This window comes from Lancefieldella parvula DNF00906 (assembly GCF_000758945.1).
Classification (GTDB): Bacteria; Actinomycetota; Coriobacteriia; order Coriobacteriales; family Atopobiaceae; genus Lancefieldella; species Lancefieldella parvula_C.
In genome coordinates this window covers 57,962-84,224 of sequence record NZ_JRND01000014.1, presented here as the reverse complement: position 1 = coordinate 84,224, position 26,263 = coordinate 57,962, and the positions used below count along the sequence as shown (strand labels likewise).

Sequence of the window (26,263 nt, the reverse complement as noted above, 5' to 3'; positions counted from 1 at the left end):
ATGGCAGAAGATACTTCAAAGCAAACAACACGCCGTAAGGGCACAAAAAGGGAGCCGTTATCGTCTGGTTCTACTCAGACGGCAGGGGCTACTAAGCCTTCTTTTATGAGTAAGGCCTTTAAGCCTAAGCCAAAGGTTGAGGCTACAGCTTCTGATGCCAAGCCTTCTGCTAAAAAGATTTCTGCCAAAAAGCCAAATAACGCTACAAAAACTGCAGCTCAAGCTCGTGCTGAGCGTATTAAACACAGCAGAAAGGTATCGTTTAAGGCAGTACGCACGGCCTTTATCGTTTTGCTTAGCCTTGCCCTTCTCGCTGGCATTGCTTTTCTCGTCCTACGTTCTTCCTCAGTCTTTGCTATTACCAACATTCAGGTAGAGCCAACAGAGCACGTCTCTAACGAGCAAATTCAAAAACTCATTGCAGTAGAAGAGGGAACAACGCTGCTCAATATGGATGAGTCCCTTATTACCCAAGAACTTCAGAAGGACCCTTGGGTAGCTTCTGCAACGTATGAGAGACAGTTCCCTAATACGCTGCGTATTACCATTACAGAGCGTAAAGTCACAGCCGTTGTGGCGCTTTCTTCTGGTCCCGTTGCATGGTATTTGGGCGAGAATAACGTCTGGCTTGAGGCAGATCAGCTCAACGTTCCAGAAGGAAAAACTACCGCTACTGTTGCGCTTGAGAAGGCAACCTCAGAAGGCGAGCTGCTCATCACTGATGTTCCCGCAACGGTTTCTCCTGTAGCAGGCACCACAGCAACAGACGCAGAAATTCAAGCGGTTATGCAGTATCAGTCTACGTTCTCGTCAGAGCTCACGTCACAGATTGTGAGTTACTCGGCTAGTAGCGTTGATGCAATCTCTGTCACGCTTACCAATGGTGTGCAGGTTGCCCTAGGCTCTCCAACACAGATTGCTGACAAAGAAAAAGTGATTCTGGCAATGCTTAAGCAGTTCCCAGGAGAGCTTACGTACTTGAACGTAAGAACGCCTGCAAGCCCAACCTATAGGCGCGTTTCTACCGGAAACGTTCAGTCTGGCTCTGGTGTTTCGTAAGTAAACGCGCAAACAACGTGTGCCGTTAGGGAATAGTTTCCTACCGTTTACCAGCTTTCTTCACAATTTCTACATATTATTTGACTTGTATGGGTCAGTTGTGCAAATATACCCCGCTTTGCATGAAGCGTAAGCCTTAACTTGAGGTTTAGGGTTTTATACAGCGGTTCTGCGAGCGCATAAACGTAGCCTAAGCGCAGTCGCGCTCCGGGACAAACGGGCACAAGCGTGCCTCAAGGAGGAAGACATGATTAAGGACACCGATACCCTTAACAACTATCTTGCTGTTATCAAGGTTGTTGGCGTTGGTGGCGGCGGAACTAACGCTGTCAACCGCATGATTGAAGAAGGCATCCGTGGTGTTGAGTTTGTTGCTGTAAACACCGATGCACAGGCTCTTGCAATCTCCGATGCTGACATTAAGGTTCACATCGGTACTGACATCACCAAGGGTCTTGGTGCTGGCGCTAACCCTGAGGTTGGTAAAGAGGCAGCAGAGGATAGCCGCGACGAGATCAAGGCTGCACTTGCTGGCGCTGATATGGTCTTCATCACTGCTGGTGAGGGTGGCGGTACTGGTACCGGCGCTGCTCCAGTTGTTGCTGATATTGCAAAGAATGACGTTGGCGCACTGACCGTTGGCGTTGTTACTAAGCCATTCTCCTTCGAGGGCCGTCGTCGTTATGGTTCTGCAGCTGACGGTATCAAGACTCTTTCCGAGAATGTTGATACTCTCATTGTTATTCCAAACGATCGTCTGCTTGATCTTTCTGAGAAGAAGACCACCATGCTTGAGGCATTCCGCATGGCTGACGACGTTCTATGCCAGGGCACCCAGGGTATTACCGACCTCATCACTGTTCCTGGTCTGATCAACCTTGACTTTGCAGATGTCTGCACCATCATGAAGGGCGCAGGTAGCGCAATGATGGGCATTGGTATTGCTGCTGGTGATAACCGCGCTGCAGATGCTGCAACAGAGGCAATTTCTAGCCGCTTGCTTGAGAGTTCCATCGAGGGTGCAACCCGCGTTCTTCTCTCTATTGCTGGTAATAAAGACCTTGGTATTCAGGAGATTAACGAGGCAGCTGACCTGGTTGCTAAGAACGTTGATCCTGATGCAAACATCATCTTTGGTACTGTTGTTGATGAGTCTCTGGGCGATCAGGTTCGCGTAACCGTTATTGCAACTGGTTTCAATGACTCTAACGTTCAGCAGCAGCTTCCAACTCTGAACACTCAGAGTACCACCCGTCCAAGCCGTCCTGCTCAGCCACAGCCAACTCGTCCTGTGACTGCTCAGCCACAGCCTGCTCGCACCAACAACTCTTCTAATGAGAAAGAGTTTGATATTCCAGACTTCCTTAAGCGTAGCCGCATCTAAATATGTGCGCGCTGAATAGACAGTGCTTACACGGCGTGACCCTGCTCATGGATCCTGAGGTTCCATGCGGGGTCACGCTCGCATTTACCGAGCGTACCGGTGGTTTTTCAGAAGGGGAGTTTGCTTCCCTCAATCTGGGAAGTAGATGCGGAGACAATCTGCAACAGGTGCAAAAGAACCGTCAGCTGGTCTTAGAGGCTCTTGGAGCTGGCGAGCTTTTCTCGCAACTCCTTATTCCTCATCAGGTGCACGGAAGCAAGGTAGTTTGTCTGACTTCCAATACATCAGGGGCTTTTGAACTGGCTCAAGCTGAGGCAGAAGCTGGTGCAGACGCCATAGTATGTACGGTTAAAAACACGCCTGTGATGTTGGCGTTTGCCGATTGTGTGCCCGTAATTCTTGTAGCTCCCGGCGGATTTGCGGTGGCACATTCTGGCTGGAAAGGCACAATTGCTCGCATTTCTGCGCGCGCAACCGAGGCGCTTTGCCAGGCAACTGGAGCCAAATCTTACGAGGTCAAAGCCTATATTGGTCCGCACATTGGCAGCGCTGACTACGAGGTTTCTCCGGAGCTCATTCAGATGTTCTCACAAGAGTTTGGTTCCGGCGTTGTAGACCGCGCATCTGGCGAGAGGTACTTAGATCTTGGATATGCTGTCAGAGTTGCACTGGTAGATGCTGGCGTACGAGAGTCTGCTATTGAAGAGGTTACTGACTCGACGGCCTCTACCACTGAGAGGTTCTTCTCGTACCGAGCAGAGCATGGCAAGTGCGGAAGACACGCGGCTGTTGCTTACATGGCGTCAAAGTAGGGTAGAAGACGTTTAGCGCTATCGGAGAAGACGTTTAGGTCTACAAAAAAGTCGTTAAACGTTACGTAAGATGTTGATGTATTCACCGCAAGAGATGATGGCTATGACGTACGATTCAGACGAATATCTTGAGTTTATAAAGGCTCGTAGAGCTCAGATTGAGTCACTTGTGGCGGATGCTGCAAAAAAGTCCGGCAGAAGCGCCTCTGAGATTGAAATTGTAGCTGTCTCCAAAACCGTACCTGTTGAGGCCGTCCTTGCAGCTTATAAGGCAGGCTATAGGGTTTTTGGCGAGAATCGCCCACAAGAGCTGACACATAAACTGACGTGTTTATCTGAAACTCCTTTTGCGTCTGAGATATCTTTTGACATGATTGGTAATCTTCAGAAGAACAAGATTAACCAGGTAGTTGGTAAGGTTCGCTACATTCATTCAATTTCTTCCGAACATCTTGCAGAGGCGGTTTCAAAGCGTGCTGAGGTAAAGGGTACTGAGGAATCTGTTTTACTTGAGGTAAACGTCTCCGCTGAAGCCTCAAAATCGGGTTTCTCGCCAGAAGAAGTGTCTGAGTCTATTCAAAAGATTGTTGAGCTTCCGCACATTTCTGTTGTGGGTCTGATGACTATGGCACCAAAAGATGATCCAGAGCGCGCCAAGAGAACATTCTCAGGACTTCGAGAATTGCGTGATCGCTTGAGCCAACAAGTTGGTTTGAAGTTAGATGTTCTTTCATGTGGTATGAGTGATGACTTTACGTATGCCATTGAAGAGGGTTCTACGACTATTCGCCTGGGTCGAGTATTGTTTGACCCAGCCTATACGTTGAGTAGGCACTAAAATAGTTGCAAGTTTTTGATACAGTAGTAAGAAGTTACGTGCGTTACAGAAAGGCACAATGATGAGCATTCTTGATACGCTAAGAGCAAAGCTTCGTGGTGGTCAGGACGATGAGTACTACGACGATGAGTATTATGGCGACGAAGGCTATGACGAGGTAGACGAAGCTTCTCCACGTTCGTACGATGATCGTGCACAGCAAGGCTCTTCCAATAGACTGCTGGGTAATCCATCCAGACCAGAGGCAGAGAGTGTTTCTGTGTATACGCGCTCTGGCAAGCCAATCAGCACCAATCCAGCCGCTTCTTACAATCCTCAGCAGGATATGCGCTCCCGTGCTTCTGCGTATGCATCTCGTCAGGAGCCTTCTGGATACACTCCTTCTTACGAGCATACTGTGAGCCCAAATCTGCCAACTCCTGGTGATATTGGTCTTCGTCCTGTGAGCCGTACAAGCTATTCCGGACAGCTGCCACCATACGTTCTTCGTCCTGTTTCTTATGACGATGTTCAGTCGGTAGTTCGTCGTGTTCGTACTGGTCAGCCAGTTGTCCTTATCTTTAAGAACACCAACATTGAGGTTGCTAAAAGAATTTTGGACTTCAGTTTTGGTCTTTCTTATGGACTTGACGGCGCTGTTGAAGAAGTTGCTGACCGCGTTTTTGCTGTACTTCCTCATGGCATTTCTTTATCTCAGTCTGATCTGGATAAGCTTGCTGATGAGGGTGAGATTACCAGGTAACTGGAGGTTTTTGTGTTTTCGTATTATGTCTTGAACTCGCTCTATACTTTGTTGAGGATTTACAGCTTCTGCATTGTGGTATGGTGCCTGTCCTCTTGGATTACCGTTTCAAATGATTCGGTTAAGAACATTCTTGAGGCAATTGGCAAAATTGTTGAGCCATACCTCAGTGTGTTTAGGAACGTAATTCCTCCAATTTCTGGCGTTGATCTCTCACCGATTGTTGCACTTTTTGTGCTTAATCTTGTGGGACGTTTTGCCATTTCGACGCTGGGCTTTATACTAATATAGAAACTAGTTTGTCTTTGAATACAAACTGAGTAGTTATGATGTGTGGTACGTCTACTCGCAGACTGAAAGGGAACAAAGATGGCAATCACACCAGCAGACATCGAGCAGCAGACATTCTCTCCTGCTGAGACCGGCTACAATCCAGAGGAAGTTGACGCATTTCTTGAGCAACTCGCTTCTGAGGTTGATGCAATGCTTCAAAAGATCGCTGATCTTAAGGGCCGTCTGACCAGCACTGAGCAGCAGCTTGCTGCAGCGCAGGCACAGGTTGCAAACCTTGAGGAGAATGCAAGCGTTCCTTCTGTTGAGGAGACAAACGCTGCTGCTATTGCTGCATCCGAGCACCAGATTTCTCAGGTCCTCATTGTTGCTCAGCAGAGCGCAGATAAACTTGTTGCAGACGCTCGTGCAAACGCTGAGCGTATCCGCAACGAGGCAGATCAGAAGGCTCGTGAGGTTATCCGTCAGGCTCTTGCAGAGAAGCAGACTGAGCTTGATGAGATTGATCGCCTCAAGCAGTCCCGTGAGGACTTCCGCGCTGAGTACCGTAAGCTCCTCCAGCACTTCCTGGATGACGCAGACTCTGTCTTCCCAGAGACCGTTCTTACCAACAATGCTCCAACTGGTTCCCAGAATGCTGCTCAGCCTGCAGCTCAGCAGACTCAGATTTCTGCACCTGCACCTGCAGCTGGTGACTTCAACGACCTTGACTAAGTCTTAGGTCATTACCTTTGTACTGATAAGCGCTCAGCTCTGCTGGGCGCTTTTTTTGTTATCAGTCGTCTTAAGCGGCAGCTTTATAACCCAGAAGTAAGCTCTTTGCAGAATGTTTGCTTTTGTTCTATATGATGCACATCCTTTCTGTTTTCTCGCCCCTGATAGCGAGCGGGTACGCCTTGGCTACGCGCAGCTTCTGCATTTGTACTTGCAGTGAGTTCAGGGAGCCCTTGCCATACGCGTTTTGGCATCCAATGGGCGCGCAAGTCATATCCTCTTTCTGCAGGTCCACGACCCTCTAGACCAACTCCCTCATAGAAGCGCCTCCACATGGCTTGCACGTATTTCTCATCAGTCGCAAGGTCTGTTCTAGAGAGCAGTTCTTCCAAAGAGGCATCGTCCAGCTGAATGGTTCCAAAGGTCTTCATTTCTGGTGCATAAAAACTGACTATATGATGAGCTGGATCAACAATAAAAAACCGCTCTGTACTCATCCGTTTGACAAAGTAATTGCAGGTTAGTGGCACTACGTTTGCATTAGGTTGAAATACAGACATAAAAGAGCCATCTGACATGCGAGAAAACCGCACAAATTGCCGCGTATGCTCTCGTTCAGTTTCTACCTGCCTAGCCAGCGCATTAAACTCTGCCACGGTTGGGTCTGCAATATCTTCAAGGGCTCCTACACCATAGGAGAATGCAAGACGAATGTATCGATGCACAATCTCCGGCATAGTATGAGCATCTGAAGCACATGCCAAAACAATGCGACGTGTTATTTCTCTTGTGCCTACTTTCTTCTCTAGTCCAGTTAGAACTCGTTTAGCCAAGGCTACTACTGAGTCATCAGAAGGGTCTGGTCCACAGAGAACATGCTCCCCAAGGCTAGGCTGACAAAAGTTTTCTCTAACAAGACGTACGTGTGCCGGGTTAGCATGTGAGAGATAAGTGAGCCCTACAGCCCCTACAACGCCTTCTAAGCTTGGATTACAGGAGATAACAACCTTCTGAGGCTTGGAGAGTCTTGTAAGCCTCTGAACAAGCGAGACAAGCTCTACGCTCTGATCAGAAGAGCCTGAGTTGAGAGGACTCAATACGGCGTCTTGTTTTGTTGTACGAACTTGCTTTGGCATCAGCAATTACCCTCTGTTTAATCAGTTCTTGGTCAAGTGGAGCTGAGGCATCTCTTACGCCACAGCAGGTGAGAAAGTGATGAGATCGTTTGAGCTGTATTCCCAGCCGTTTCAGATCATCAAAGGTGAGGCGAGACCGTCTTCTTGCAGCAATAATTCTTCGTGCGCCGGTGGGGCCAATACCGGGCACTCGTAAAAGTATTTCTAGTGGTGCATCCATAATCTCTACAGGAAATTGATTAAGATGTGCCAGCGCCCATCCAAGCTTTGGATCAATTTCTAAATCAAGCCAAGGTGCTTCTGGAGAAACTAGCTCATCAGGAGAAAACGCATAGTAGCGCATAAGCCAATCAGCCTGGTAAAGACGGTGTTCTCTACGCAGGGGAACAGGAGTGTCCAACTCAGGAAGACGATGGTCTTCTATAACAGGAATATAGGCAGAGAAGAATACTCGTTTCAATTCAAATTGTTGATAAAGCGCTTGCGATAAGTGCAATATTTGATTGTCTGATTCTGGAGAAGCTCCAATAATAATTTGCGTTGATTGTCCGGCAGGCGAGAAGGACCTCTTGCCTGAAGACACCCTTGATGAGCGCATAAAGGTATTCTTCAAGCAGTTTGAACGAAGGGCTAAACCTTCTTTTATGATCTGCTTCTGAGTAGGAATAACAATGCCCTTAGATTTGCCAGCAGACTTCACAATGCCCGTTGATGCATTTTTAGCTTCAAGCAATTGCCTTTCTTCAGAGACGCGTAGGCGGTGAATGAAAGACATGGGTTTAGTAACCGTTTCTGCATTTTTATGAGGGCAAAGTTTAGTAAGCGAGGCCGAGCTAGGCAACTCCAGGTTGACGGAGAGTCTATCCGCTAAACGGCCAATAGTATCAATAAGACCTGGATCTGTTCCGGGAATTACTTTTGCATGAACATAGCCGTTAAAGAGCAACTCATTCCTAAGGTAGGAGAGGCATTCAATCATGAGTTCTGTGGTGTGGTCTGGCGATCCTATAACACCTGAGGAAAGAAAGAGCCCCTCTATGTAATTTCTTTTATAGAAATCTACGGTAAGTTCTGCTAGTTCCTGTGGTGTAAAGGTAGCCCGCTTGGTTTGTGCAGAAGATCTATTGACGCAGTAAGCACAGTCATAACAACAAGCATTAGAAAGTAAAACTTTTAGCAGCGTAATGCAGCGGCCATCAGGAGCAAATGAGTGGCAACAGCCGGCCGCTGAGGCCATTCCTACCTTTCCTACCTGCGGATCTCTGTCTACACCAGAAGAAGTGCACGCCGCGTCAAATTTGGCTGCATCTGCAAGTATGATGAGTTTATCAAGAGTATCCATGGCAGCAACTTTCTACTTGAAAATAGAACGTCTGTTCGTATACTTAGACTATCACGAACGGGGAAGAAGTAAAGAAAAATCTAGAACAAATGTTTGTCATTTTAAAACCGCAGGAAGGATGTGAATGACGTGTGAAGGATGTATACTTTTCCCATCAACAACTGCGGAAGGAATGGCCATGAGCATACAGAAAAACAGCTCTTCACCATGCCTTTCTCGCCCCGTGAATTTACAAGTTCCCACCTACGCGTTGCGTGCATTAGAAGTTCTTGAAGATGCCGGATTTGAGGCGTGGATTGTAGGCGGCTGGGTACGAGATGCCCTACGCGGCTCATTTGCCCATGATATTGACATCACAACATCGGCAACGTGGCAGCAGAGCAAAGCGGCTTTTGAGGCTGCAGACATTCCTGTGCATGAAACAGGTATTGCATATGGAACTGTTACTGCTGTTGTCGAGAAGCACCCTATTGAGGTCACAACGTATCGCTGTGACGGAGAATACTTGGACGGTCGTCGTCCTGATTCTGTGCAGTTTGTCTCTTGTATAGAGGAAGATCTTGCTCGTAGAGACTTCACTATTAATGCAATGGCATATCACCCAAAGAGGGGATTGCTTGATCTTTATGGCGGTCAAGAAGATTTATCTGCACGTGTAATTCGCGCTGTTGGGAAGCCTAAGGTTCGCTTTACTGAGGACGCGCTTCGCATGCTTCGGGCAATAAGGTTTGCATGCAGACTCTCGTTTTCAATTGAGGAGAAGACACATCAGGCACTTACTGAGTGTGCGCTACTACTCTCTCAGGTTGCATCTGAGCGCATTGGCTCGGAAGTGGCTCAAATTGTTGAGGCTGGCCATACTGCCCATGCTATCAAGCTGGGATTTCCTGTTCTAGCGATAGCAATTCCAGAGCTCTTACCACTTCAAAACTTTGATCAAAGAAGTCCGTATCATGCTTATGACGTGCTGGAACATACAGCTCGAGTCTGCTCTGCAACAGAGGCTCTTACAGCAGGGTGTGCTACTCCCGCTCTTAGGTGGGCTGCTCTTCTACATGATATTTCAAAGCCAGAAATGTTTAGCGTAGATGTAGATGGTAGAGGTCATTTTTACGGTCATCCAGAAAAAGGCGCGGTTGTGGCAAAGGCGCTGCTCAAACGATTAGCTTTATCGCAACACTTGAGTAATGAAGTTTGTGCTCTTGTGGCATTGCATGACTATGATGTGGATGTTACAACCTCGTCGCTTAGGCATATGGTTGCCCTGTTAGCCGAGGCGAGTAAATCGGACGGCATTGCTCTTGCGTATGACCTCTTGACGTTAAAGCAGGCAGATGCTCTGGCAAAGGCAAATCCGTATCGTAGCTATGCGGTAACGCTTGAGGCTATGAGGACCCTTCTCTTACATGAGGCAAAACGGGGAATTGCTCAGCATCCGCAAGAGCTGTGCGTTTCGGGCGCAGAAATTATGGAAGCACTTTCTCTTCAGCCAGGACCTGCTGTCGGTGTGTGTCAACGTAGGCTTTTTGAGCTTTATTTAGCAGATCAAGTGAAGAATAGAAAAGAAGATCTTCTCGCCATTCTTGCTCAGGGTAATTGGTAAAAATAATAAAGAGTGCCAGATTTAATCAATAAAAAAGTAAGGCCTTTGTATTTTTCTAGATTCGGTAAAACGGTATAGTAGGCATAAAAAATTATCAGAGAGGCGTCATTTTATATGACGGATAGTGTCGTATGGGGGAGTTCATGGGCGAGAAGCGCGATTATATTACGTTAGAAGTCATACACCATAATGCTTATGAACAACAGCCTGCAGAAGAACCTGAAGCTCCAGCGCCTTCCATTTCTCATATTCGTGCCGAAGCTCGTACTAAGAAAAGCGCAGCTACACGTAAGCGTATTATGCACGAGACAACTAAGCTCATGCTTGCTCGTGGAAATACCAACTTCAAAATGAGTGAGATTTCTGATAGAGCTCGTCTTTCAAAGGGCGCGCTGTATTACTACTTTTCTGATAGAGAAGCTCTTTTGCAGGCAATCTTTGACGAGAGCGTTGATGAGCTTGCAAAAGATATTGCGCATACCATTGGTAATAAGCCTGCCTCAAAAGAGACGCTTCATGCAATCATCGCTCAACTTGCTGCTCATATTTTGCCTGACTCGCCTTTGGTTTTGGCTTTGATTAATAAGCTTGCAAGCTCTGAGCAGGCGCTTATTACCAACATTGAGGGGCCGCTTTCTCGCGTGGTTGTTCTTCTTGCTAATCAGCTTGAGATGGGAAAATTGCAAGGCTTTATTCGTCAGGGTGTTGATTCAAGACTTGCTGCCTGTTCTATTACGGGTGCATTGGTTCTCTCGGCCATTGGCCTGATGGGAGAGCGCCACGGTGCGGAGGGTTCTGATGAGCTTGCACAGAATCTGCTAGATATGACACTTGCCGGCATTGGAATAGGCGAGTAATCATACGAGTTTTTGCATAATGCCAGTTTAACTATGCAATTTAAAGAGCGCCCTTGTGGTGCTCTTTTTCAAATTTTCTTGACTGATCCTGCTCAAAAGTGTCTTTGGTGGGTATAGTAAGAGTGGTTGCGCGTAGAAGAACGCAAATATTCTGCATAAGCAGAGAAGCCATGCGTGAAAGGACAGTTCATGGCACACAAAAACTATTTGTTTACCTCGGAAAGTGTTACTGAGGGACATCCAGACAAGGTTTGCGATCAGATTTCTGACGCAATTCTTGATGCAATCCTGGCAAAAGAGGCGGAGCTTGAAGAGCGTGGGTACGTTTCTCCAAGTGGTGTTCCAGCTTGCTTGGATAACGTTCGTTGTGCATGCGAGACCTTTGCTACTACAGGAACAATTGTGGTGGCAGGAGAAATTCGCACTCAATCCTACGTTGATGTCCAGGAGATTGTTCGTAACACCCTCAGAAATATTGGCTACGACCGTGCTAAGTATGGTTTTGACTGCGAGACCTGCGGCGTTTTGAGCCTTATCCATGAGCAGAGTCCAGATATTGCTCAAGGTGTTGATCAGTCCTATGACACGCAGGCAGGACGCACTACAGATCCGCTTGATCTTATCGGCGCAGGCGATCAGGGCATGATGTTTGGCTTTGCCTCTGATGAGACCGATGTTCTTATGCCAATGCCTGCTTACCTGGCTCAGCGTCTGGCTCAGCGCCTTTCAGAGGTGCGTAAGTCTGGCGAGGTTGAGTATTTGCGTCCAGATGGCAAAACTCAGGTTACCGTTCGTTATGAGGACGAGAAACCCGTTGAGGTCACAGCTATTGTTGTTTCCACGCAGCATGCTCCAGAGATTGAAGACATGTCCGTCATCAAGCAGGATATGATCGACCACGTTATTGCACCTGTTATGGGTGAGGTCAACATTGCTTGGGATAACGCAGACATTTACGTCAACCCAACTGGCCGTTTTGTTGTTGGTGGACCTATGGGAGACACAGGACTTACCGGTAGAAAGATTATTGTTGATACCTATGGCGGTATGGGTCGTCATGGTGGCGGAGCTTTCTCCGGAAAGGATTGCACCAAAGTTGACCGTTCAGCAGCATATGCAGCACGCTGGGTTGCCAAAAACGTCGTAGCAGCAGGCCTTGCAAAGAAGTGTGAAGTTCAGCTTGCCTACGCCATTGGTGTTTCTCATCCACTGTCTATCATGGTTGATACTTTTGGCACTGGCATTGTTGACGATGCTGTTATTGAGCAGGCTATCGAGAAGGTCTTTGATCTTCGTCCTGGTGCCATTATCAGAGACCTTAAGCTGCGCCGTCCTATCTTCTCTAAGACAGCAGCATACGGACACTTTGGCCGCAAAGACCCAGACTTCACATGGGAAGCAACTGATCGTGTTCAGGAGCTTAAGGACGCAGTTTCTGCAATTCAGGCATAACGTTCTTACAAGGTAATCTTGTACAACCTCATAGAACCTTCTTCCAGCACCACCTCAAAACCTGGGGTGGTGTCTGTTATTTGCGTGATACCTCTGAAGGTTCCAGGTTTGTAGGTACTGGTAACAGCGTTGGAGTAATCAACAACGTTGTTCAGAATAAGGACGTATTGTACGTTAAGGTCGCGTACCGTCTGAAGCACCTCAGGGTCGCTCGCAATGCGATTAAGGCGTTTACGAAGAATTGCACTTGCAGGACGTTCTGAAGCGTCATAGCCGTTAGGGAAGCGCCAGAGCACATGTAAGTCGTTAGTGCCATACGCCCAGAGACTGCCATCTTGAGGTAGGTTTGCAATAACAGCACCTGCAGGAACGGTAAGCTCCACGCGACGTAAAAACTCTAATTCTTCCGATGTCAAAATGTAGTGATCGCCATAGGCCTTCTCGGAAGCCTGTTTAAAGGCAGTAGCGGCAGGAATTGGCTCTTCCGATTTAAGGTTTGGCATGGGGACTACATAGTTGAGCACAACCACACACGCAATGACCGCTCCCACAATCAGAGGTTTAGCCCAAACAGTACAAAAGACGCAGGTTTGAGCTTTGGTCTGAGCCTGAGAAGCTTTTTCTCTCCAGGAGGCAAACGTTTCCAGCGCAGCTTCGGCAAGAGTTGCCAGGCCAAGCGCTGCCAGCGGAATCGCCATAATGACGCAGCTTGCCGCAATGCGGAACGGATCGGTATACCAAAATCCCGAGAGATATCCCTTCAGAGGAACGTCAAACGTAATAATAAAAATGCAGAGTATAGACAGGTACATAAAGGCAGATACCATCCATCGAGCCTGCTTGTGCTTAAACGTCCATACAGCGCCTACAAGCACGCAGATTGAAAGTATCGGTTGTGGAGAAACAAGCTCTCCACCTGCGTACGACTGTCCAATAAAGTCCATGCCAAGGGCGTGCAAAATAGCATCTTGCAGGCTCGAGTAGGCGCTCCACCAGAAATTGAGAGCCACGCCTCGAACAATCAAAACGTAGTAGAAAACAGACCAAATAACCAGCGCAAAGATAAAGAATACGTATGCCAGCGTGACAGGCTTGATTTGTTTTCCAAAGAGAACAACTCTGCGTTTTGACTCTCCAATACGTGCAAAACTCCAAGGTAAAAGCACAACAATTGACGAGAAAATCGTGGAAGGATGCAAGATAAAGAGGGTAATCAAGCCAAGAACAAATATGACAATAAGCCAGATGAGGTCGTGTTTTGGTGTTTTTGAGCGAGTCATCTGCATAAAAATCCACCAAATAGAAGGCATTACACAGAAGGCTACGGTGTTAGGAAAGATTGGTCCATAGATGAGAAGCGACCAAGGGAAAACAAAAAATGCTAGGCAAACAAAAGCTCCACTGATAAGCGCAATACGATGTTTAGGAAGAACTTTTGCAATAAGTGAGCAGATTGAGAGCGGAAAGATAATTGCTGCACTGACAAAGTTGAGTGCATTACCTGCAATAGGAACGGTTGTAGAAACAAGCTGCGTTGTTAGTGCAACAATGATGTTCCAGCCTGAAGGATAAAATCCCGAAGTCCCCGGTTCCCAAGGGGTAATTGAAGCTTCTACGGTGCTGTAAAAGTCATAGTGAATTGATGAGTACTTTTGAGACTCAATCATTGCCTGCGTGACATCTAAGTGATGCACAATGTCCCAGCCCTGAACAAAGGAGCTGGCAGACGGCAGGGTAGGTAAGAAGAGAAGACCTACGGTAAGAAGACCAATTGCAACGTACAGAAGAGGTATCCAGAAGGGGAGTTCTTCGCAGATAAATGCTGGTACAGGGCTAGTTGATTGCTTGCCAGCGCGTATTGCTTCGGATTTGTTGGGTTTCTCGCTCCTGAAATCCTCTTTGTGTTTGGGTGCAACATAATAAACGTAGCCATTGACTAGAACTGCGATAAGCAGCGGAACAAGAACCATCACAGCTAAAGGAACAGGGATGTTCAGTGCGCTAAAGATCTCTCCCTCAATAAAGAAGAGTGCGCAGCTTACCAAAGGAGCACTAACAAGTGCCCAGGGTTTTGGCATGCCGGAAGCATGCAACAAAATGACGCCCGGTACGTAGAGCAGGGCAATAATGACAACTACACTTTGGAAGAACTCAAGCCACATCCTGATCCAATCAAGGTGTTAGTAAAAATTCTTATACTTCTGGGTCACACGACTGGGCGTGACAGTTATTTCAAACAGACTGGTCTATTTTACGATAGAAGCAAAAGTGGTGTTGAGATAAACAAAAAGGACTTCCGAAGAAGTCCTTGAACATTTGGTAGCCCGTACCAGATTCGAACTGGTGATCTCCGCCTTGAGAGGGCGGCGTCCTGAACCGCTAGACGAACGGGCCATGTATGACTGGGAGGACATGGCTGGGATAGAGAGAGTCGAACTCCCGTTGACGGAACCAGAATCCGCTGTCCTACCACTAGACGATATCCCAAGATGTCATCCGTGCGCATCAGCGCGAGAAATAACTATAAAGGAGACTCGTCAGAGATGCAAGCAATAATTTCAAGAAATTCTGTTTGCAGCAAAAAATATTATACAAAACGCATCTCTAAGCGCAAGGAACGTCTCTCGTATTTGAGCTGAGCATGCGTTCTGCATCAATAAGCGCCTGGTCAAGAGGGGCACAGCCGGTGCAACTTGCGCATGCGGTAGGAGCGCTTGGAGTTGCGGCAAGACCACCTTTAGCTGTTTCTCTAAGAGAAACAGGAAGCGCGGCGCCAACTTCTGCCATAGCGTGTGCAACCTCATCAAACGGAATTGGGTTACCAACGCCCGCAAGAGCAAGCTGAGAAGAGCTTACGGCAGCGGCTACACCAATAGCGTTTCTATCTTGGCAAGGATACTCAACCAGTCCTCTGACCGGGTCACAGACAAGTCCTAGAAGGTTAGAGATGGCAATAGAAGCAGCGTCCAAGCACTGTTGAGGAGTGCCACCCAAGAGCTCGGTCAGTGCAGATGCGCTCATGGCAGCAGCAGATCCAACCTCTGCCTGACAGCCGCCCTCAGCGCCAGAAACACTTGCGTTGGTGGTTAGGATGGCTCCAATAGCACTTGCATTCCAAAGCGCAGAAATAACTTGCTCGTCGGTGGCACCAATCTCTTCTGCTACCGAGATAAGCGATCCTGGTACAACGCCAGAAGCGCCTGCAGTAGGAGCGGCTACGATAACACCCATGGTTGCTGAGCGCTCAAGCACGGCCATAGCGTACGCAACGGCTCGTGTTTGCGTGGTGCCCATAAGCGCACTTGAGATTGCAGCTGGGGTGTTAGCTACGGTTTTGGCCTGGCCGTTGAGCAGACTACCAATGGACTGACGAGGCGTCTTGATAGTGTCGTGAACCTCATCGCGCATAATCTCAAGAACATGAGCCATCTCGGCGTCTACGTCGGCATCTGGTCGCAGGTCCTTCTCGCGCTGGCGCATAATCTGGCCAATAGAGGCTCCTGTCTTGGAGCACCTGGCGAGAAGATCTGCGCCGTTGTCAAAGGCTCCTGAAAGCACGTCGTTTGTGACCTGTGGAGCTGCTCCTGGAATGGAAACCTGAGCGGCATACGAAACGTGAGGTGCCAGCTGGAAGAGGTCGAGGACTTTCTGCTCAATAGGCTCGTCAATCTCAAAGACAGTGTGGGCAAAGCCGCCGCGCTCTGAGCGGAAGGTGCGCATAGTTGCAACATTGATGTTTTGTGTAGCCAAAATAGTAGTGAGAGCTGCAAGAACACCGGGTTTATCGCGATGTGAAACAAAAATAGTGGGCATATCGCCAGACATGCGAATGCGCACGCCGTTAACACCAGAAATACGAATACGGCCGCCACCTACGGACTCGCCCATAACAGAAACATGAACGTTATCTGCACCGTAGAGGTGAATTTCTACGGTGTTTGGGTGCAGAGTTTCGTCGTCGCCCTTCTCAATAACGCTGTAGTTAAGATGGGCTTCTTCTGCCAGGGTAAGTGCTTCACGGACGCGCGTATCGTCTGGAGCAAGGCCTAAGATTCCTGCAATCAGAGCATAATCAGTGCCGTGACCAAGGTGGGTATGAGAGAAGGAGTTGTAGAGCCAAAACTCAACGCGCTCCAGCTGCTTTGGCGCAAGCGAGCGTGCAACCAGAGCAATGCGCAAGGCTCCTGCTGTGTGCGAGGAAGAAGGACCCACCATAATGGGGCCAAGGACCTCAAACGCAGACATAGAAATCATAGTTACTCCAAAACTAAACAAACGGTAACGATAAAAGAGCTGCAAAACCATCTGTTTTACAGCTCTTGTGTGGTTTTACTTTTGATACCCACTTACGCTTGGAAGAATACGCGGCAACCGCGCATTCACGCGTTATTTGCAAAGCTCCAGAGCGCGGTCAAGGCGAGCAAGGCAAACTTCACGACCAAGAAGCTCCATAGACTCTCCAAGAGGAGGGGAGACCATGTTGCCGCACTCAGCAACGCGAATGGACTGGAAGACAATGCGCTTCTTAAGGTCAAGCTGCTCTGGAAGCACCTCAAGGGCAGCGTCAATTGCCGCAGCCTTCCACTCGTCCTCAGAAACGCCCTCAAGAGCAGTCTTTGCAGCCGCAAGGACGGTAGCACTCTGAGCAGCGTCTTTGGTAAGACCCTTCTCAACGCTCTTCTGATCAAGGGTGACGTTTGCGCCTTCATATAGGAAGCGGGACTTCTCAATGACGTCTGGGCTTACTGTGGTACGAGGACGAAGAATCTCGGAGAGCAGGTCATACCAGCCTGGACGAGTTGCGTAAATCTCATCTGCGTCAGTTGCATTGCCCTGAACAGGCTCTAGACCTGCGCCCACAAGCTCTGGAATCAGAACCCTCTTTGCAAAGGTCTGGTTGTCCATATTGGCAAGATACGTTGCATTAATCCAGTTCAGACGCTCTGGATCGGACTTAGCAGGGTTCTTGGAAACGTGGTCCAGAGAGAACTGAGATGCCAAAACGTCACGAGGAACAATGGTTGTCTCGCCATCAAGTGACCAGCCGAGAAGAGCCAGGTAGTTGACAAAGGCATCTGCAAGATAGCCCTGGTCACGATACTCTTCAACAGAGGTTGCTCCATGGCGCTTGGAGAGCTTCTTGCCGTCAGGACCCAAAATCATGGAGATGTGTGCGAAGGTTGGAACGGGTGCGCCCAGAGCCTCGTACACCATAATCTGACGAGGAGTGTTGGACAGGTGGTCATCGCCACGAATGATGTGGGTAATGCCCATGCCAGCGTCATCAACAACGGTGGCAAAGTTATAAGTTGGGGTGCCGTCAGAACGGAAGATGATAAAGTCATCAAGCTCGCGAGCATTAAAGGTTACGTCACCGTGAACAGCGTCGTGGACAATAACGTCGCCGCGGTCCAGAGGAACCTTGATGCGGATGGTATAAGGCTCGCCAGCATCAATGCGGCGCTGTGCCTCTGCAGGATCAATGTTTCTGCAGGTACGCTGATAGCCCTGGAAGGGGTCGTGGCGCTCTTCTGCGGCCTTCTTGTCTTCAGCAAGCTTCTCTGGCGTGCAGAAGCAAGGGTACGCCTTGCCCTCTGCCAGCAGTTTATTTGCTGCCTCACGATACAAATCAAGACGCTCGGTCTGGCTATAAGGGCCGCAATCGCCGCCCTTGTCTGGACCCTCGTCCCAATCAAGACCAAGCCACTTCATGGCGCGCAGAATAATCTGAGTGTTTTCCTCAGTTGAGCGCGTAGGATCTGTGTCATCAATACGAAGAATAAACTTGCCACCATTTGCGCGAGCAAAAGCCCAGTTATAGATAGCAGTACGCGCACCTCCGATGTGCAATTTACCTGTTGGGGATGGCGCAAAACGTACTCTAACCTGCTTCTCTGACAAAACTCCTCCTTGGCAGTTATTTTCTAGCGAGAAAATCTAGTTTATGCACTCTTTAGTATAACGCTTGAACACAGATGACCGACAACGTTGCCTAGTCTTCAAACATATTGTGGTCTGCAAACTCTGCTTGAACGGTGCGAATCATAAGGTCTACGTCTTCAAGTCCTAAGTGACGTTCCTTCTCGTCCGCCGCAAGCGTGTGCCTACGACGCGCCCAGTTCTCAAGTGCGGCTGGGGAAGACTCACGGGGAAGAGACCTAATTTCTGGGTCCAAGCGACGGCAGATATCACGGGAGTCAATAACAATAATCTTGCCCGCTTTTCTAGCTTCTGCGTAGCCATCAATGTTGAACATGAACCAAGAATCCTCAAAGGCGGCATTGTGGGCCATAAAAGGAATCTTTTTCATAGTTGCCAGCAGGGCCTCTTGGGCTTTTTTATCGTCTCTAAATGATTTTTTGCCCTCAACATCTTTCCAGGTAATCTGGTGAATATCGGCAAGAGGGACACCCTTTTCTTTGTACATCTCTGGAATGCCAAAGTAGGCGGTGTGAGGCTCTACGGCAACGGTATTGCGACCAAGATTCCAGAACTCAAAGCCCACGTTAACAATGTAACCCAGCTCAGGGAAGCGCGACGTGGTCTCAATATCAATGCCCAGCACCGTGCCAGAAACACTCTTCTCGACATAGGCAATTTGCAAGTCGTTAAGAAGAGGGCCTGCGGTTTTAAAGACAGCCTTAGGACGACGACGCTGCATCTTTGCAACAGCAGCCGCAAGGTCGTCGTTTGAAAGACCGCGAGAAAGACCAACGCCTCGATGGTTTCTGAGTCTCTCCACACCGTAGGTATCGCAGAGTGAGCGCGTTCTATCTGCAAGTTGTTGAATGACAGAAAACTCTACAGGCTCTTGACCTAGAGGAGCTTCCTTCCAGGCATCAAGCAGCGTTTTAATGGCATCACAGTTTTTATTGACCTCGCCGATAATGGACTGATCATCAACAAGAAGGCCAGGTATGACAAACGCATTAGCGTGCTCAATAGCTTGATTGATATCCATACACTCTCGCTTTGGTGGGTGAGAATTAGTTCAACATATAAGTATCTACCCTGAAGCGCGTATTCTTTGCGTCATTTTCTAGAAAGTGCGCGCCTCACCAAAAATGCGTGCTAGGCTGTTGAGTGCAACACAGTTCTATGAAAGGTTTTACGCATGTCTGATTTGAATGAGTCACTTGCTCTTTCTGAGGAGCTCCTTGCTTTTATTAAGCAGAGCCCTTCTATGTTTCATACCACGCAAACCATCAAAGAGTACCTGTTAGAGAACGGTTTTACCTATCTCTCCGAGGGTTCTTCTTGGGATGTTCAGCCTGGCGGCGCTTACTTTACCACGCGCAACAATTCTTCAATTGTTGCCTGGAAAGTTGGCGAGAAGTACCGTGAGCCCCAAACCACAAGCGCTGATGCTCCTTATCACTTCCAGCTTGCTGTTGCCCACGGCGATTCTCCAACCTACAAGGTAAAAGCTCAGCCAGAGCTTACCGGTGAGGGCAACTCGCTTCGTCTGAACACCGAGGCATACGGCGGCATGCTTGATCACACGTGGTTTGACCGTCCTTTGGGTATTGCCGGTCGTGTGCTGGTCAAGGTAGGAAACAAGGTAGAGTCTAGGCTGGTCAACATTGAAGACGATGTTGTTATGATTCCAAGCTTGGCTATTCATCTTGAGCACAAAAATGGTCTCTCGCCAGAGTTTAATCGTGCTAAAGATTTGATGCCGCTCTTTAGTGCTGGAGAGCTTAATCCTGGCGCCTTTAACGCCCTGGTAGCAGACGCAGCAGGCGTGTCTCAAGAGGACATTCTTTCTCGCGATTTGTTCTTAGTTGATCACACGGGCGGCCGCATTTGGGGTGCTAAGAAGGAGTTTGTTTCCGCTGGTCACCTAGATGACCTTCAGTGCGCCTTTGTAGCGCTTAAGGCCTTCCTTGCTTCCTCAAATGAGCAGGACATCTCTGTGTATACCTGCTTTGACAATGAGGAAGTTGGTTCAAACACCAAGCAGGGCGCTCAGTCCACATTTCTTAAAGACACCTTGCAACGCGTAAACGCCACGCTTGGCTTTACACAGGACGATTACTACCGAGCGCTCTCGGCATCTTTGCTGGTAAGCTGCGATAATGCGCATGCGGTACACCCCAATTATCCCGAGAAGCACGATGCGGCCAACAAGCCTTATCTCAATGGCGGCATGGTTATCAAGGAAGCAGCCCGTCAGTCGTACTGCACCGATGCGTTTAGCCGCGCCATTGTTGAGGCTATTTGGAAGCAACAAAACATTCCTTACCAGGTTTTTGCCAATAGAAGCGACATGCCAGGTGGATCAACGCTGGGCAACCTCTCCAACATTCAGGCCAGCATGCACGCCGTTGACGTAGGTCTGCCACAGCTTGCTATGCACTCCGTCTACGAGACCGCGGGCACCAAAGACACGCTTTTAGGGTACCGATCGCTCAGGGCGTTCTATGACACCTGCGTCTGCATCACCGATGCCGATTCGTTTGAGTTGAGGTAGTACCTGGCGAGAAACCCCGTGTACTAGCTATACTTAGACATACCGCATACAACACATTACTCGAAGGAGCTCCATGTCAGAAAAACAGCTTACTGCTCATGATATGGAGCTCCTAACTTGTGCAGGTATTTGCGTTGAACCTCAGGCACTGAATGGCCCTGCGCTGGTGTTTCCTATCTCAGATGGTGAAGGTGGAGAAATACGTGTGTTGTGGCAGGGCGGCGCCTATGAAAGTGCAACGTACACAGATTCAAGAAAGAACCAGCTGGTATTTCCTTATCTTGAGCTGTACGACTTGTTGTTTGAAGCTGCCTGTCCCGTACACTCAGTCTTAATGTTGGGCGCTGGTGGTTGCTCGTATCCTCGATATTTAGTGGCTCATTATCCAGAGGTTTCTTGTGACGCACTGGAGCTTGATCCTAAAATTGCAGACCTTGCTCGCAGCTATTTCTTTGTGGATGAAGCTATTAGAGAGAGTAATGGTAGGCTTCAGGTACAGGTAGCTGATGGCGTTGAGTATATAAAGAGCCTAGCTACCTCTGATAATAGGCGCTATGACGCTATCTTAAATGATTGCTTTAGCGGAGAAGTTCCTCCAGCGGCTATGATGACCAGCGAGTGGATGAGCCTGGTGGCACATTGTCTTACTCCTGGTGGAAGATATCTCACAAATGTAGTTTCTGCACAGGTAGGAGAGGGAGCGCATCAGCTTGAAGTGCTTCTAGATGCTGCTCGCACAGTGTTTGAAGAGGTAGAGGTTATTCCTTTTGATCCAGAGGCAGACCCAACAGAGCCAGATAACCTTATGCTCGTTTGTCAGCGCGCTTAAGTGCAGCGAGCGCTAGGGCAAGACAACTACTCATCAGCACAATACCAATGCCAAAGAGCACCAAGAAACCGTGGGCTGAACCATCTACAATCAGGCTCCAAATAATGAGCGCACAAGCAGAGACAAAGCTGCTTACACCTGCAATTCTTGAGTAAATAAGAGTGGAATCTTTTTTACCAAAGACCGCACGTACCAAAAGTGGAGATCCGACCGTTGTAAGGGCATAGGCAATTCCAAAAAGGAAGGTTCCTGCCAGCAAGAGCGGCAACACCGGAAGTTTAACTCCCAGCAAAAGTAAGCCAACAATACCCGAGAAAATTCCTACAAAGCAAGCAAGCTTCACGGAGATATCGCTTAAAGCACCTAGAAGCACTTTTCCAATTGCTTGACCCAGCATAGTTGTTCCAGCAAGAAGGCCTGTGGCAGCGGCAATGGCAGGAGCAGTTTCTGCAAAGGTTGCTGCATAGCTTGGGAAGTACTGAGAGATTTGCTGGTTAAAGGTAATGAGCGCGTAAAACGCAGCGACCATATAAAACTCTGGATATTTCATTGCGTCATCAGCAGAGATGTCGGTTGAAGAAGTCTCTGCAACCTCAACGTTTTTCTCGTCAGTAGAGGAGAAGGTAAGAGGGGTAAGGCCAAGGTCTTGGGGTTTCTCGCGCACCACAAAAAGGGTGAAGGGGAGTGTTCCTACAAGCATAACCAGGGCAAAAATCAGATAGCAAGCGCGCCAACCTTCAGGGCCAGAGGAGATAATGGCAGATCCAATGGGGTTAAAGACAGTGCCGCCAATGCCGGTAAATGCAAAGCAGAGACCCATAAAAGTACCAACGCGCTGGTCAAACCAATCGTTGATGAGGGCAGGGACACACAAGAACATGAGCGCAGGTACGCCAATACCAAGTCCCACTGCGCAGAGATAAAAATGCCACATCTCTTGAGCTGCTGACATAGCTCCATATGAAATTGCACAAATGATAACGCTTGCAGAAAGCACAAGGCGCGTGTCGTGCGTTTTATAGAACTTGCCTATGAATGGCAGAACTACCGTCATGGCAATGCAGAGCACCGAGAAGACCGCGGAGAAGGCAACGCGGGGAACGCCAAAATATTGTGAAACTGGTGTGATAAAGATGCCAAAGCACGTAAGGATAATGGCGCACGGCAAAAACATGATGACAATACAAGTTGCAACGATGGCGTATGCATATTTAGTGCCGAGTAAACGATGTAGCACTGAGGCTCCTCTCTTTTGGCCAGAAATAGTGTAGGCGATGTGCCTTAAAAAGGACACATCGCCTACCAAGTCGTACAAAATTTTTAAGAGGCAACTCAGGGTTTTACGCGCGCAAGATCTTAGCTGTCAGAACCTCTGCGGTTCTCACCCTCAAGAGCGCGGATTGGTCCGATGTCCTGAGTGGTCTCAAGAGCGCCCAAGTAATTGCCCTCTTCATCGCGAACAGCAAAGTAACGGACATAGAGGAACTTATCCCTGACCTCAAACCAGAACTCAGAGGAGTCGCTACGACCGCTCCTGAACTCGGTGAGGATGCGACGAACAGCCTCTTGGCTCTTTGGTGGATGACAGTCATATACGTCGCGGCCAAGGCAGCTCTTAGGACGAGGGAAAGCACGGGTGTCGCCGTGGCTGAAGTAACGTGTCTTGTCATCAGCGTCAACAAAGGTAATGTCGAGCGGAATAGTTGCAAAGACAGCCTCAAGCTGCGGAATGGTGAACTCACCGGTAGAGAGCTTAACCTTACCGTCAGCAGAAATTGCTTCCTCTTCTGCTTCAGCGTTATTCTCGTCCATAGCGGCTGCGGCTTCCATCTCTTTAAGCTTGTCGTTTGCAAGCTCAAGAGGATCTGCGTGCCATGAAGGAGGATTGACGCCAAATGCGTGGCCAAACTCGTTCTCTTCAGCAGCAATCTGGGTCCACTGAGTAGCAGTTAGGTGCTCAAGGGAAAGTGGAATGAGGACGTTTTCTTCCTTGGATGCCATGGACTCAGCACCCTCAATAGCCTCATCCAGATAGTCAGCAACGGCTGCCATAAGGCCTGCATCATACTGGCCGTACGCAGTCTCAAGCAGAGCCTCTGCACCGTTAACAGCGTTTCTTACCTCGTCGTCCTTACCCCACATAACCTTTGAAGGACCGGTGATATCGTGGCGCTCTAGGTGAGGGAAGAGCAGCTCTTCCTTGCGCTTGTAGTGAACAAAGACCTCGTCAAAGGCGTCCATATCAGCCTTCAGAATTGCTGCAACGCCAGCGCACTCTTCGTTGCTGGAAGACTCGGTAAGCGTACGAGCACGCTTCACATCTGGAGCAACGCGGTCGTGGATAAAGGCAAGAATGCGGTCGTTCTCTTGGCGCATGGTCCAAACAGGATGGCCAGGAGTCTCTTCAACAGCACCTGTTGGTGCGCAAGAAACCTTGCCTTCAAAGAGAGCGGCGTGAACGTCACAGAGCTTCAGGACCTTCTCCATAGGAACGCCACCAGCAATAAGCTCCTGCTCGGCATTGGAAATCTCTGTGCCAGAAACGTCCTTGAAGTTGCGGGTAAAGTCCTCGCGAACAGCCTCGATGTCCTCACCGTTGTTGAGGCGCTCAAGATATTGGGCGATAAGAGCTTTGCGCTCCTCGGGGGTCTGCGCAATAGGTGTGTTCTCTGCCTCTGCGGGTTTCTCGTCAGCTGGGGTTTCTGCTGCTGCAGGCTCCTCATCACCAAGAATGGTAAAGCCGTGAGCGCGGAAGATCGCTTTGAGCTCTTCAAGGTCTACGCCTTTGTGGTCGCAACCTTTAGGGATGGTCATAAAACGACCCATGGTCTGAAGACGGCCTGGCTCGGTAATCTCGGCAAAGCCATTTTCTGCCATGAGGCCTTTAATAACGGGATACTTAGTGCAAATCTCATAAACGGATTTGCTTAAATCAAGAACCTGTGCCATACGGGCTCCTCTCGGATGGGTTTAGAAAGTCCACTTTGGCTTACTTTATACCCAAAGTGTGACAGGACTTCCATATGGCTTTTGTTGTGGTTACAACAAAACAGAAATTATTCTTTAGTTTTAAAAGAGATCAGAATGAGAACCGGTTCTAAAAGATTTCAAGCATCTAGGACCTCCGACATTGCGTCGGAGAATGAGGCATAGTGCTTGTAATTTTCTGGATGCTCTTTCATGTTGGTGTATTCATTAAGAGCCTCTATAGTTTGAGCATTAGGAATTTCTCGCTTGATTTCAAAAGGGATTCCCTGCTCACGAACAGTCTGACGAAGAAAAATGGTAATAGCAGTAGTAAGATCCATGCCTAAATCTCTGAGAAGCTCCTGAGCATTCTTTTTAAGGGTTGGATCCAAATTTATATTTGTGCTTACTTTTGCCATGATTACCCGCCTTTCTTGTAGTTTTGTTATACAAGATAATCACGGTAAAGTCAATAAATATGTGCGCATCATAGGTACAACACGCACATAATATGGAATATATCGAAGGACAGATAACCCTATTCTGCGCTCTTTAGGGTAAATGACAACAGAACCGGGTTGTGGTCCGAGTAAGCAAATTGCGTGTCAATGTTTCTGGCGGTTGCAATAACGTTATCCGAGACAATCCAGCCATCAACTGTGGTGGTGTATGTCTTGTCCTTCTCGTATGGAATGTCATCTCCACGGCAGGTAGGAACGTTGGTAAGGTTGTCTGGAGCTACAACACTAAAGCCTTCTGGCAAATCAGAATCTTTGAGTTCTGCTACCCAGTCTGGTACCTGCTGAACAGAAGGATAGAGTGTAAGCGAGCCCAAAATGGCATGGTTCCAGTCGCCACCCGCAATAACGTAATTGCCCTTAGCACGCTCTTCGGACATAACTTTGGTCAGAAGTGCAAGCTGTTGAGCGCGGCTGGTGCCGCCTTTGTCGTAGGCAGACATGTGGCTGTTAATAAGTACCAGCTCATGACCATCGCTGGTAGGGTAGCGTGTAATCATAAAGCAACGGTCTAGGTCAAAGAATTTTGTGGGAAAAGACTCGTCAATGGGGTAGGTACGACGAGTTGCGCTTGAAGCAAGTACGTTTGAAAGCGTCAGAATACCCGAGTTGGAGGTTCCGTGGAACTCCGTAAGTGGATAGGCGAGAAACGCGGTGTGGAAGTTCTGCGCAAAATATGATGCGTAGGATCCAAAGCGGCTCTCTGCTTCAGAAACTTGATTCACATGCCAACTTCTGTCAGATGAAGTATCAATCTCTTGGAAAAGAATAAAGTCAGGGGCTGTACCGCCATTCAGAGAAGAAACGGTGTTCAGGGCACCGTTTGTGGTGTAAAGAACGGAGTTTCTGCTTACCGCGCGTCCGTGAGTTCCTACGGTGCGTGTGCCATCCTGCATGATGCCTTCATCCATAAAGAAGGTGTAATCAGGGGTGTAAGCACCAAAGCCAATGTTGTAGGTCGAAGCTGTGTAGGTTTGGCCTACCTGTACGGTTGTAGCCTCAGGAGAAGCACCTTGATTAGATACGGGAGTATTGTCAGGAATGCGATAGTAAGTAAACTGCAGGTAGAGAACGTATCCACCAAGAATCAGTAAAGCTAGAACAAAAAGCCCGCCTACAAATTTGAAAAGTGGTGCAAGAACCCTTTTTAGAAGGCCAGTAATAAGCTTAAAGCCAAGAGACAAAACTCTTTTCATGCGAACCTCGTATCAGTCAAGTGTCGTATGATTTAAATGATAACTATTAT

General features: G+C 48.4%; 22 protein-coding genes and 2 tRNA genes. 12 read left to right on the top strand and 12 right to left on the bottom strand.

The window, feature by feature from the left end:
• The 7 genes from HMPREF1647_RS02560 to HMPREF1647_RS02530 all read left to right on the top strand — a co-directional run bounded on the left by HMPREF1647_RS02560 (position 1) and on the right by HMPREF1647_RS02530 (position 5,840).
• Positions 1-1,059: a cell division protein FtsQ/DivIB gene (locus tag HMPREF1647_RS02560; RefSeq protein WP_035431791.1), complete on the top strand. Its 1,059-nt coding sequence runs from the start codon at positions 1-3 to the stop codon at positions 1,057-1,059.
• A gap of 247 nt (positions 1,060-1,306) precedes the next feature.
• Positions 1,307-2,443 carry a cell division protein FtsZ gene (ftsZ, locus tag HMPREF1647_RS02555; RefSeq protein ID WP_187468907.1) on the top strand — a complete coding sequence of 379 codons (1,137 nt, stop codon included), beginning with the start codon at positions 1,307-1,309 and terminating at the stop codon, positions 2,441-2,443.
• A 35-nt stretch (positions 2,444-2,478) separates the two neighbouring features.
• Positions 2,479-3,255 carry a purine nucleoside phosphorylase YfiH/LACC1 family protein gene (locus HMPREF1647_RS02550; protein WP_316244788.1) on the top strand — a complete coding sequence of 259 codons (777 nt, stop codon included), beginning with the start codon at positions 2,479-2,481 and terminating at the stop codon, positions 3,253-3,255.
• Positions 3,256-3,331: 76 nt separating this feature from the next.
• Positions 3,332-4,093, top strand: coding sequence for a YggS family pyridoxal phosphate-dependent enzyme (locus HMPREF1647_RS02545; RefSeq protein ID WP_262363794.1), 762 nt, complete (start codon positions 3,332-3,334; stop codon positions 4,091-4,093).
• 61 nt (positions 4,094-4,154) lie between these two features.
• Positions 4,155-4,835, top strand: coding sequence for a cell division protein SepF (locus HMPREF1647_RS02540; RefSeq protein ID WP_035428059.1), 681 nt, complete (start codon positions 4,155-4,157; stop codon positions 4,833-4,835).
• A 12-nt stretch (positions 4,836-4,847) separates the two neighbouring features.
• On the top strand, positions 4,848-5,126 hold the full coding sequence (locus HMPREF1647_RS02535; RefSeq protein WP_035431786.1) for a YggT family protein: 279 nt from the start codon (positions 4,848-4,850) through the stop codon (positions 5,124-5,126).
• Positions 5,127-5,204: 78 nt separating this feature from the next.
• The gene (locus HMPREF1647_RS02530) at positions 5,205-5,840 is read left to right on the top strand and encodes a DivIVA domain-containing protein (protein ID WP_035431783.1); all 636 of its coding nucleotides are present in this window, start codon (positions 5,205-5,207) and stop codon (positions 5,838-5,840) included.
• 83 nt (positions 5,841-5,923) lie between these two features.
• On the opposite strand, the gene HMPREF1647_RS02525 is transcribed toward HMPREF1647_RS02530, so the two are convergent.
• Together HMPREF1647_RS02525 and HMPREF1647_RS02520 are read right to left on the bottom strand one after the other, a co-directional pair.
• Positions 5,924-6,976, bottom strand: coding sequence for a TIGR03915 family putative DNA repair protein (locus HMPREF1647_RS02525; RefSeq protein WP_262363793.1), 1,053 nt, complete (start codon positions 6,974-6,976; stop codon positions 5,924-5,926).
• Positions 6,909-8,318, bottom strand: coding sequence for a putative DNA modification/repair radical SAM protein (locus HMPREF1647_RS02520; RefSeq protein WP_035431781.1), 1,410 nt, complete (start codon positions 8,316-8,318; stop codon positions 6,909-6,911). The genes HMPREF1647_RS02525 and HMPREF1647_RS02520 overlap by 68 nt, the downstream gene beginning before the upstream one ends.
• 178 nt (positions 8,319-8,496) lie before the next feature.
• Here HMPREF1647_RS02520 and HMPREF1647_RS02515 point away from each other — a divergent pair, with 178 nt between their 5' ends.
• From HMPREF1647_RS02515 to metK, 3 genes are all read left to right on the top strand, one after another.
• Positions 8,497-9,921, top strand: a complete 1,425-nt coding sequence (locus HMPREF1647_RS02515) for a CCA tRNA nucleotidyltransferase (protein WP_262363792.1) — start codon at positions 8,497-8,499, stop codon at positions 9,919-9,921.
• Between the two features lie 131 nt (positions 9,922-10,052).
• Positions 10,053-10,778 carry a TetR/AcrR family transcriptional regulator gene (locus tag HMPREF1647_RS02510; RefSeq protein WP_262363791.1) on the top strand — a complete coding sequence of 242 codons (726 nt, stop codon included), beginning with the start codon at positions 10,053-10,055 and terminating at the stop codon, positions 10,776-10,778.
• Between the two features lie 189 nt (positions 10,779-10,967).
• Positions 10,968-12,230: a methionine adenosyltransferase gene (metK, locus tag HMPREF1647_RS02505; RefSeq protein WP_035431775.1), complete on the top strand. Its 1,263-nt coding sequence runs from the start codon at positions 10,968-10,970 to the stop codon at positions 12,228-12,230.
• A 5-nt stretch (positions 12,231-12,235) separates the two neighbouring features.
• Here the strand turns inward: metK and HMPREF1647_RS02500 are convergent, their stop codons facing one another.
• The 6 genes from HMPREF1647_RS02500 to HMPREF1647_RS02475 form a co-directional block, all read right to left on the bottom strand.
• Positions 12,236-14,392 (bottom strand): DUF6541 family protein, encoded by a 2,157-nt coding sequence (locus HMPREF1647_RS02500; RefSeq protein WP_035431773.1) that lies wholly within the window; start codon positions 14,390-14,392, stop codon positions 12,236-12,238.
• Positions 14,393-14,547: 155 nt separating this feature from the next.
• A tRNA-Glu gene (locus tag HMPREF1647_RS02495) sits at positions 14,548-14,624 on the bottom strand.
• 19 nt (positions 14,625-14,643) lie between these two features.
• Positions 14,644-14,717: transfer RNA gene (locus tag HMPREF1647_RS02490), tRNA-Gln, on the bottom strand.
• Positions 14,718-14,834: 117 nt separating this feature from the next.
• Positions 14,835-16,484, bottom strand: coding sequence for an L-serine ammonia-lyase, iron-sulfur-dependent, subunit alpha (gene sdaAA, locus HMPREF1647_RS02485; protein WP_035431771.1), 1,650 nt, complete (start codon positions 16,482-16,484; stop codon positions 14,835-14,837).
• Between the two features lie 132 nt (positions 16,485-16,616).
• Entirely contained in the window at positions 16,617-18,131 is a 1,515-nt protein-coding gene (gltX, locus tag HMPREF1647_RS02480) for a glutamate--tRNA ligase (RefSeq protein WP_035431769.1), read from the bottom strand.
• 91 nt (positions 18,132-18,222) lie between these two features.
• Entirely contained in the window at positions 18,223-19,191 is a 969-nt protein-coding gene (locus HMPREF1647_RS02475; RefSeq protein ID WP_035428071.1) for a 3'-5' exonuclease, read from the bottom strand.
• Between the two features lie 153 nt (positions 19,192-19,344).
• Between HMPREF1647_RS02475 and HMPREF1647_RS02470 the strand changes: the two genes are divergently transcribed.
• Together HMPREF1647_RS02470 and HMPREF1647_RS02465 are read left to right on the top strand one after the other, a co-directional pair.
• Entirely contained in the window at positions 19,345-20,703 is a 1,359-nt protein-coding gene (locus HMPREF1647_RS02470; RefSeq protein WP_187468906.1) for a M18 family aminopeptidase, read from the top strand.
• Between the two features lie 73 nt (positions 20,704-20,776).
• Complete coding sequence (locus HMPREF1647_RS02465) at positions 20,777-21,532, top strand: spermidine synthase (RefSeq protein ID WP_035431767.1); 756 nt, start codon at positions 20,777-20,779, stop codon at positions 21,530-21,532.
• Here the strand turns inward: HMPREF1647_RS02465 and HMPREF1647_RS02460 are convergent.
• From HMPREF1647_RS02460 to HMPREF1647_RS02445, 4 genes are all read right to left on the bottom strand, one after another.
• Positions 21,507-22,769 carry an MFS transporter gene (locus HMPREF1647_RS02460; RefSeq protein ID WP_035431765.1) on the bottom strand — a complete coding sequence of 421 codons (1,263 nt, stop codon included), beginning with the start codon at positions 22,767-22,769 and terminating at the stop codon, positions 21,507-21,509. The two genes, HMPREF1647_RS02465 and HMPREF1647_RS02460, sit on opposite strands and share 26 nt — an antisense overlap.
• 119 nt (positions 22,770-22,888) lie before the next feature.
• Positions 22,889-24,481, bottom strand: a complete 1,593-nt coding sequence (locus HMPREF1647_RS02455; RefSeq protein ID WP_035431763.1) for a DUF438 domain-containing protein — start codon at positions 24,479-24,481, stop codon at positions 22,889-22,891.
• A gap of 158 nt (positions 24,482-24,639) precedes the next feature.
• Positions 24,640-24,918 (bottom strand): type II toxin-antitoxin system RelB/DinJ family antitoxin, encoded by a 279-nt coding sequence (locus HMPREF1647_RS02450; protein WP_035431761.1) that lies wholly within the window; start codon positions 24,916-24,918, stop codon positions 24,640-24,642.
• 119 nt (positions 24,919-25,037) lie between these two features.
• The gene (locus HMPREF1647_RS02445; protein ID WP_156095537.1) at positions 25,038-26,213 is read right to left on the bottom strand and encodes an endonuclease/exonuclease/phosphatase family protein; all 1,176 of its coding nucleotides are present in this window, start codon (positions 26,211-26,213) and stop codon (positions 25,038-25,040) included.
• Positions 26,214-26,263 lie beyond the last annotated feature (50 nt).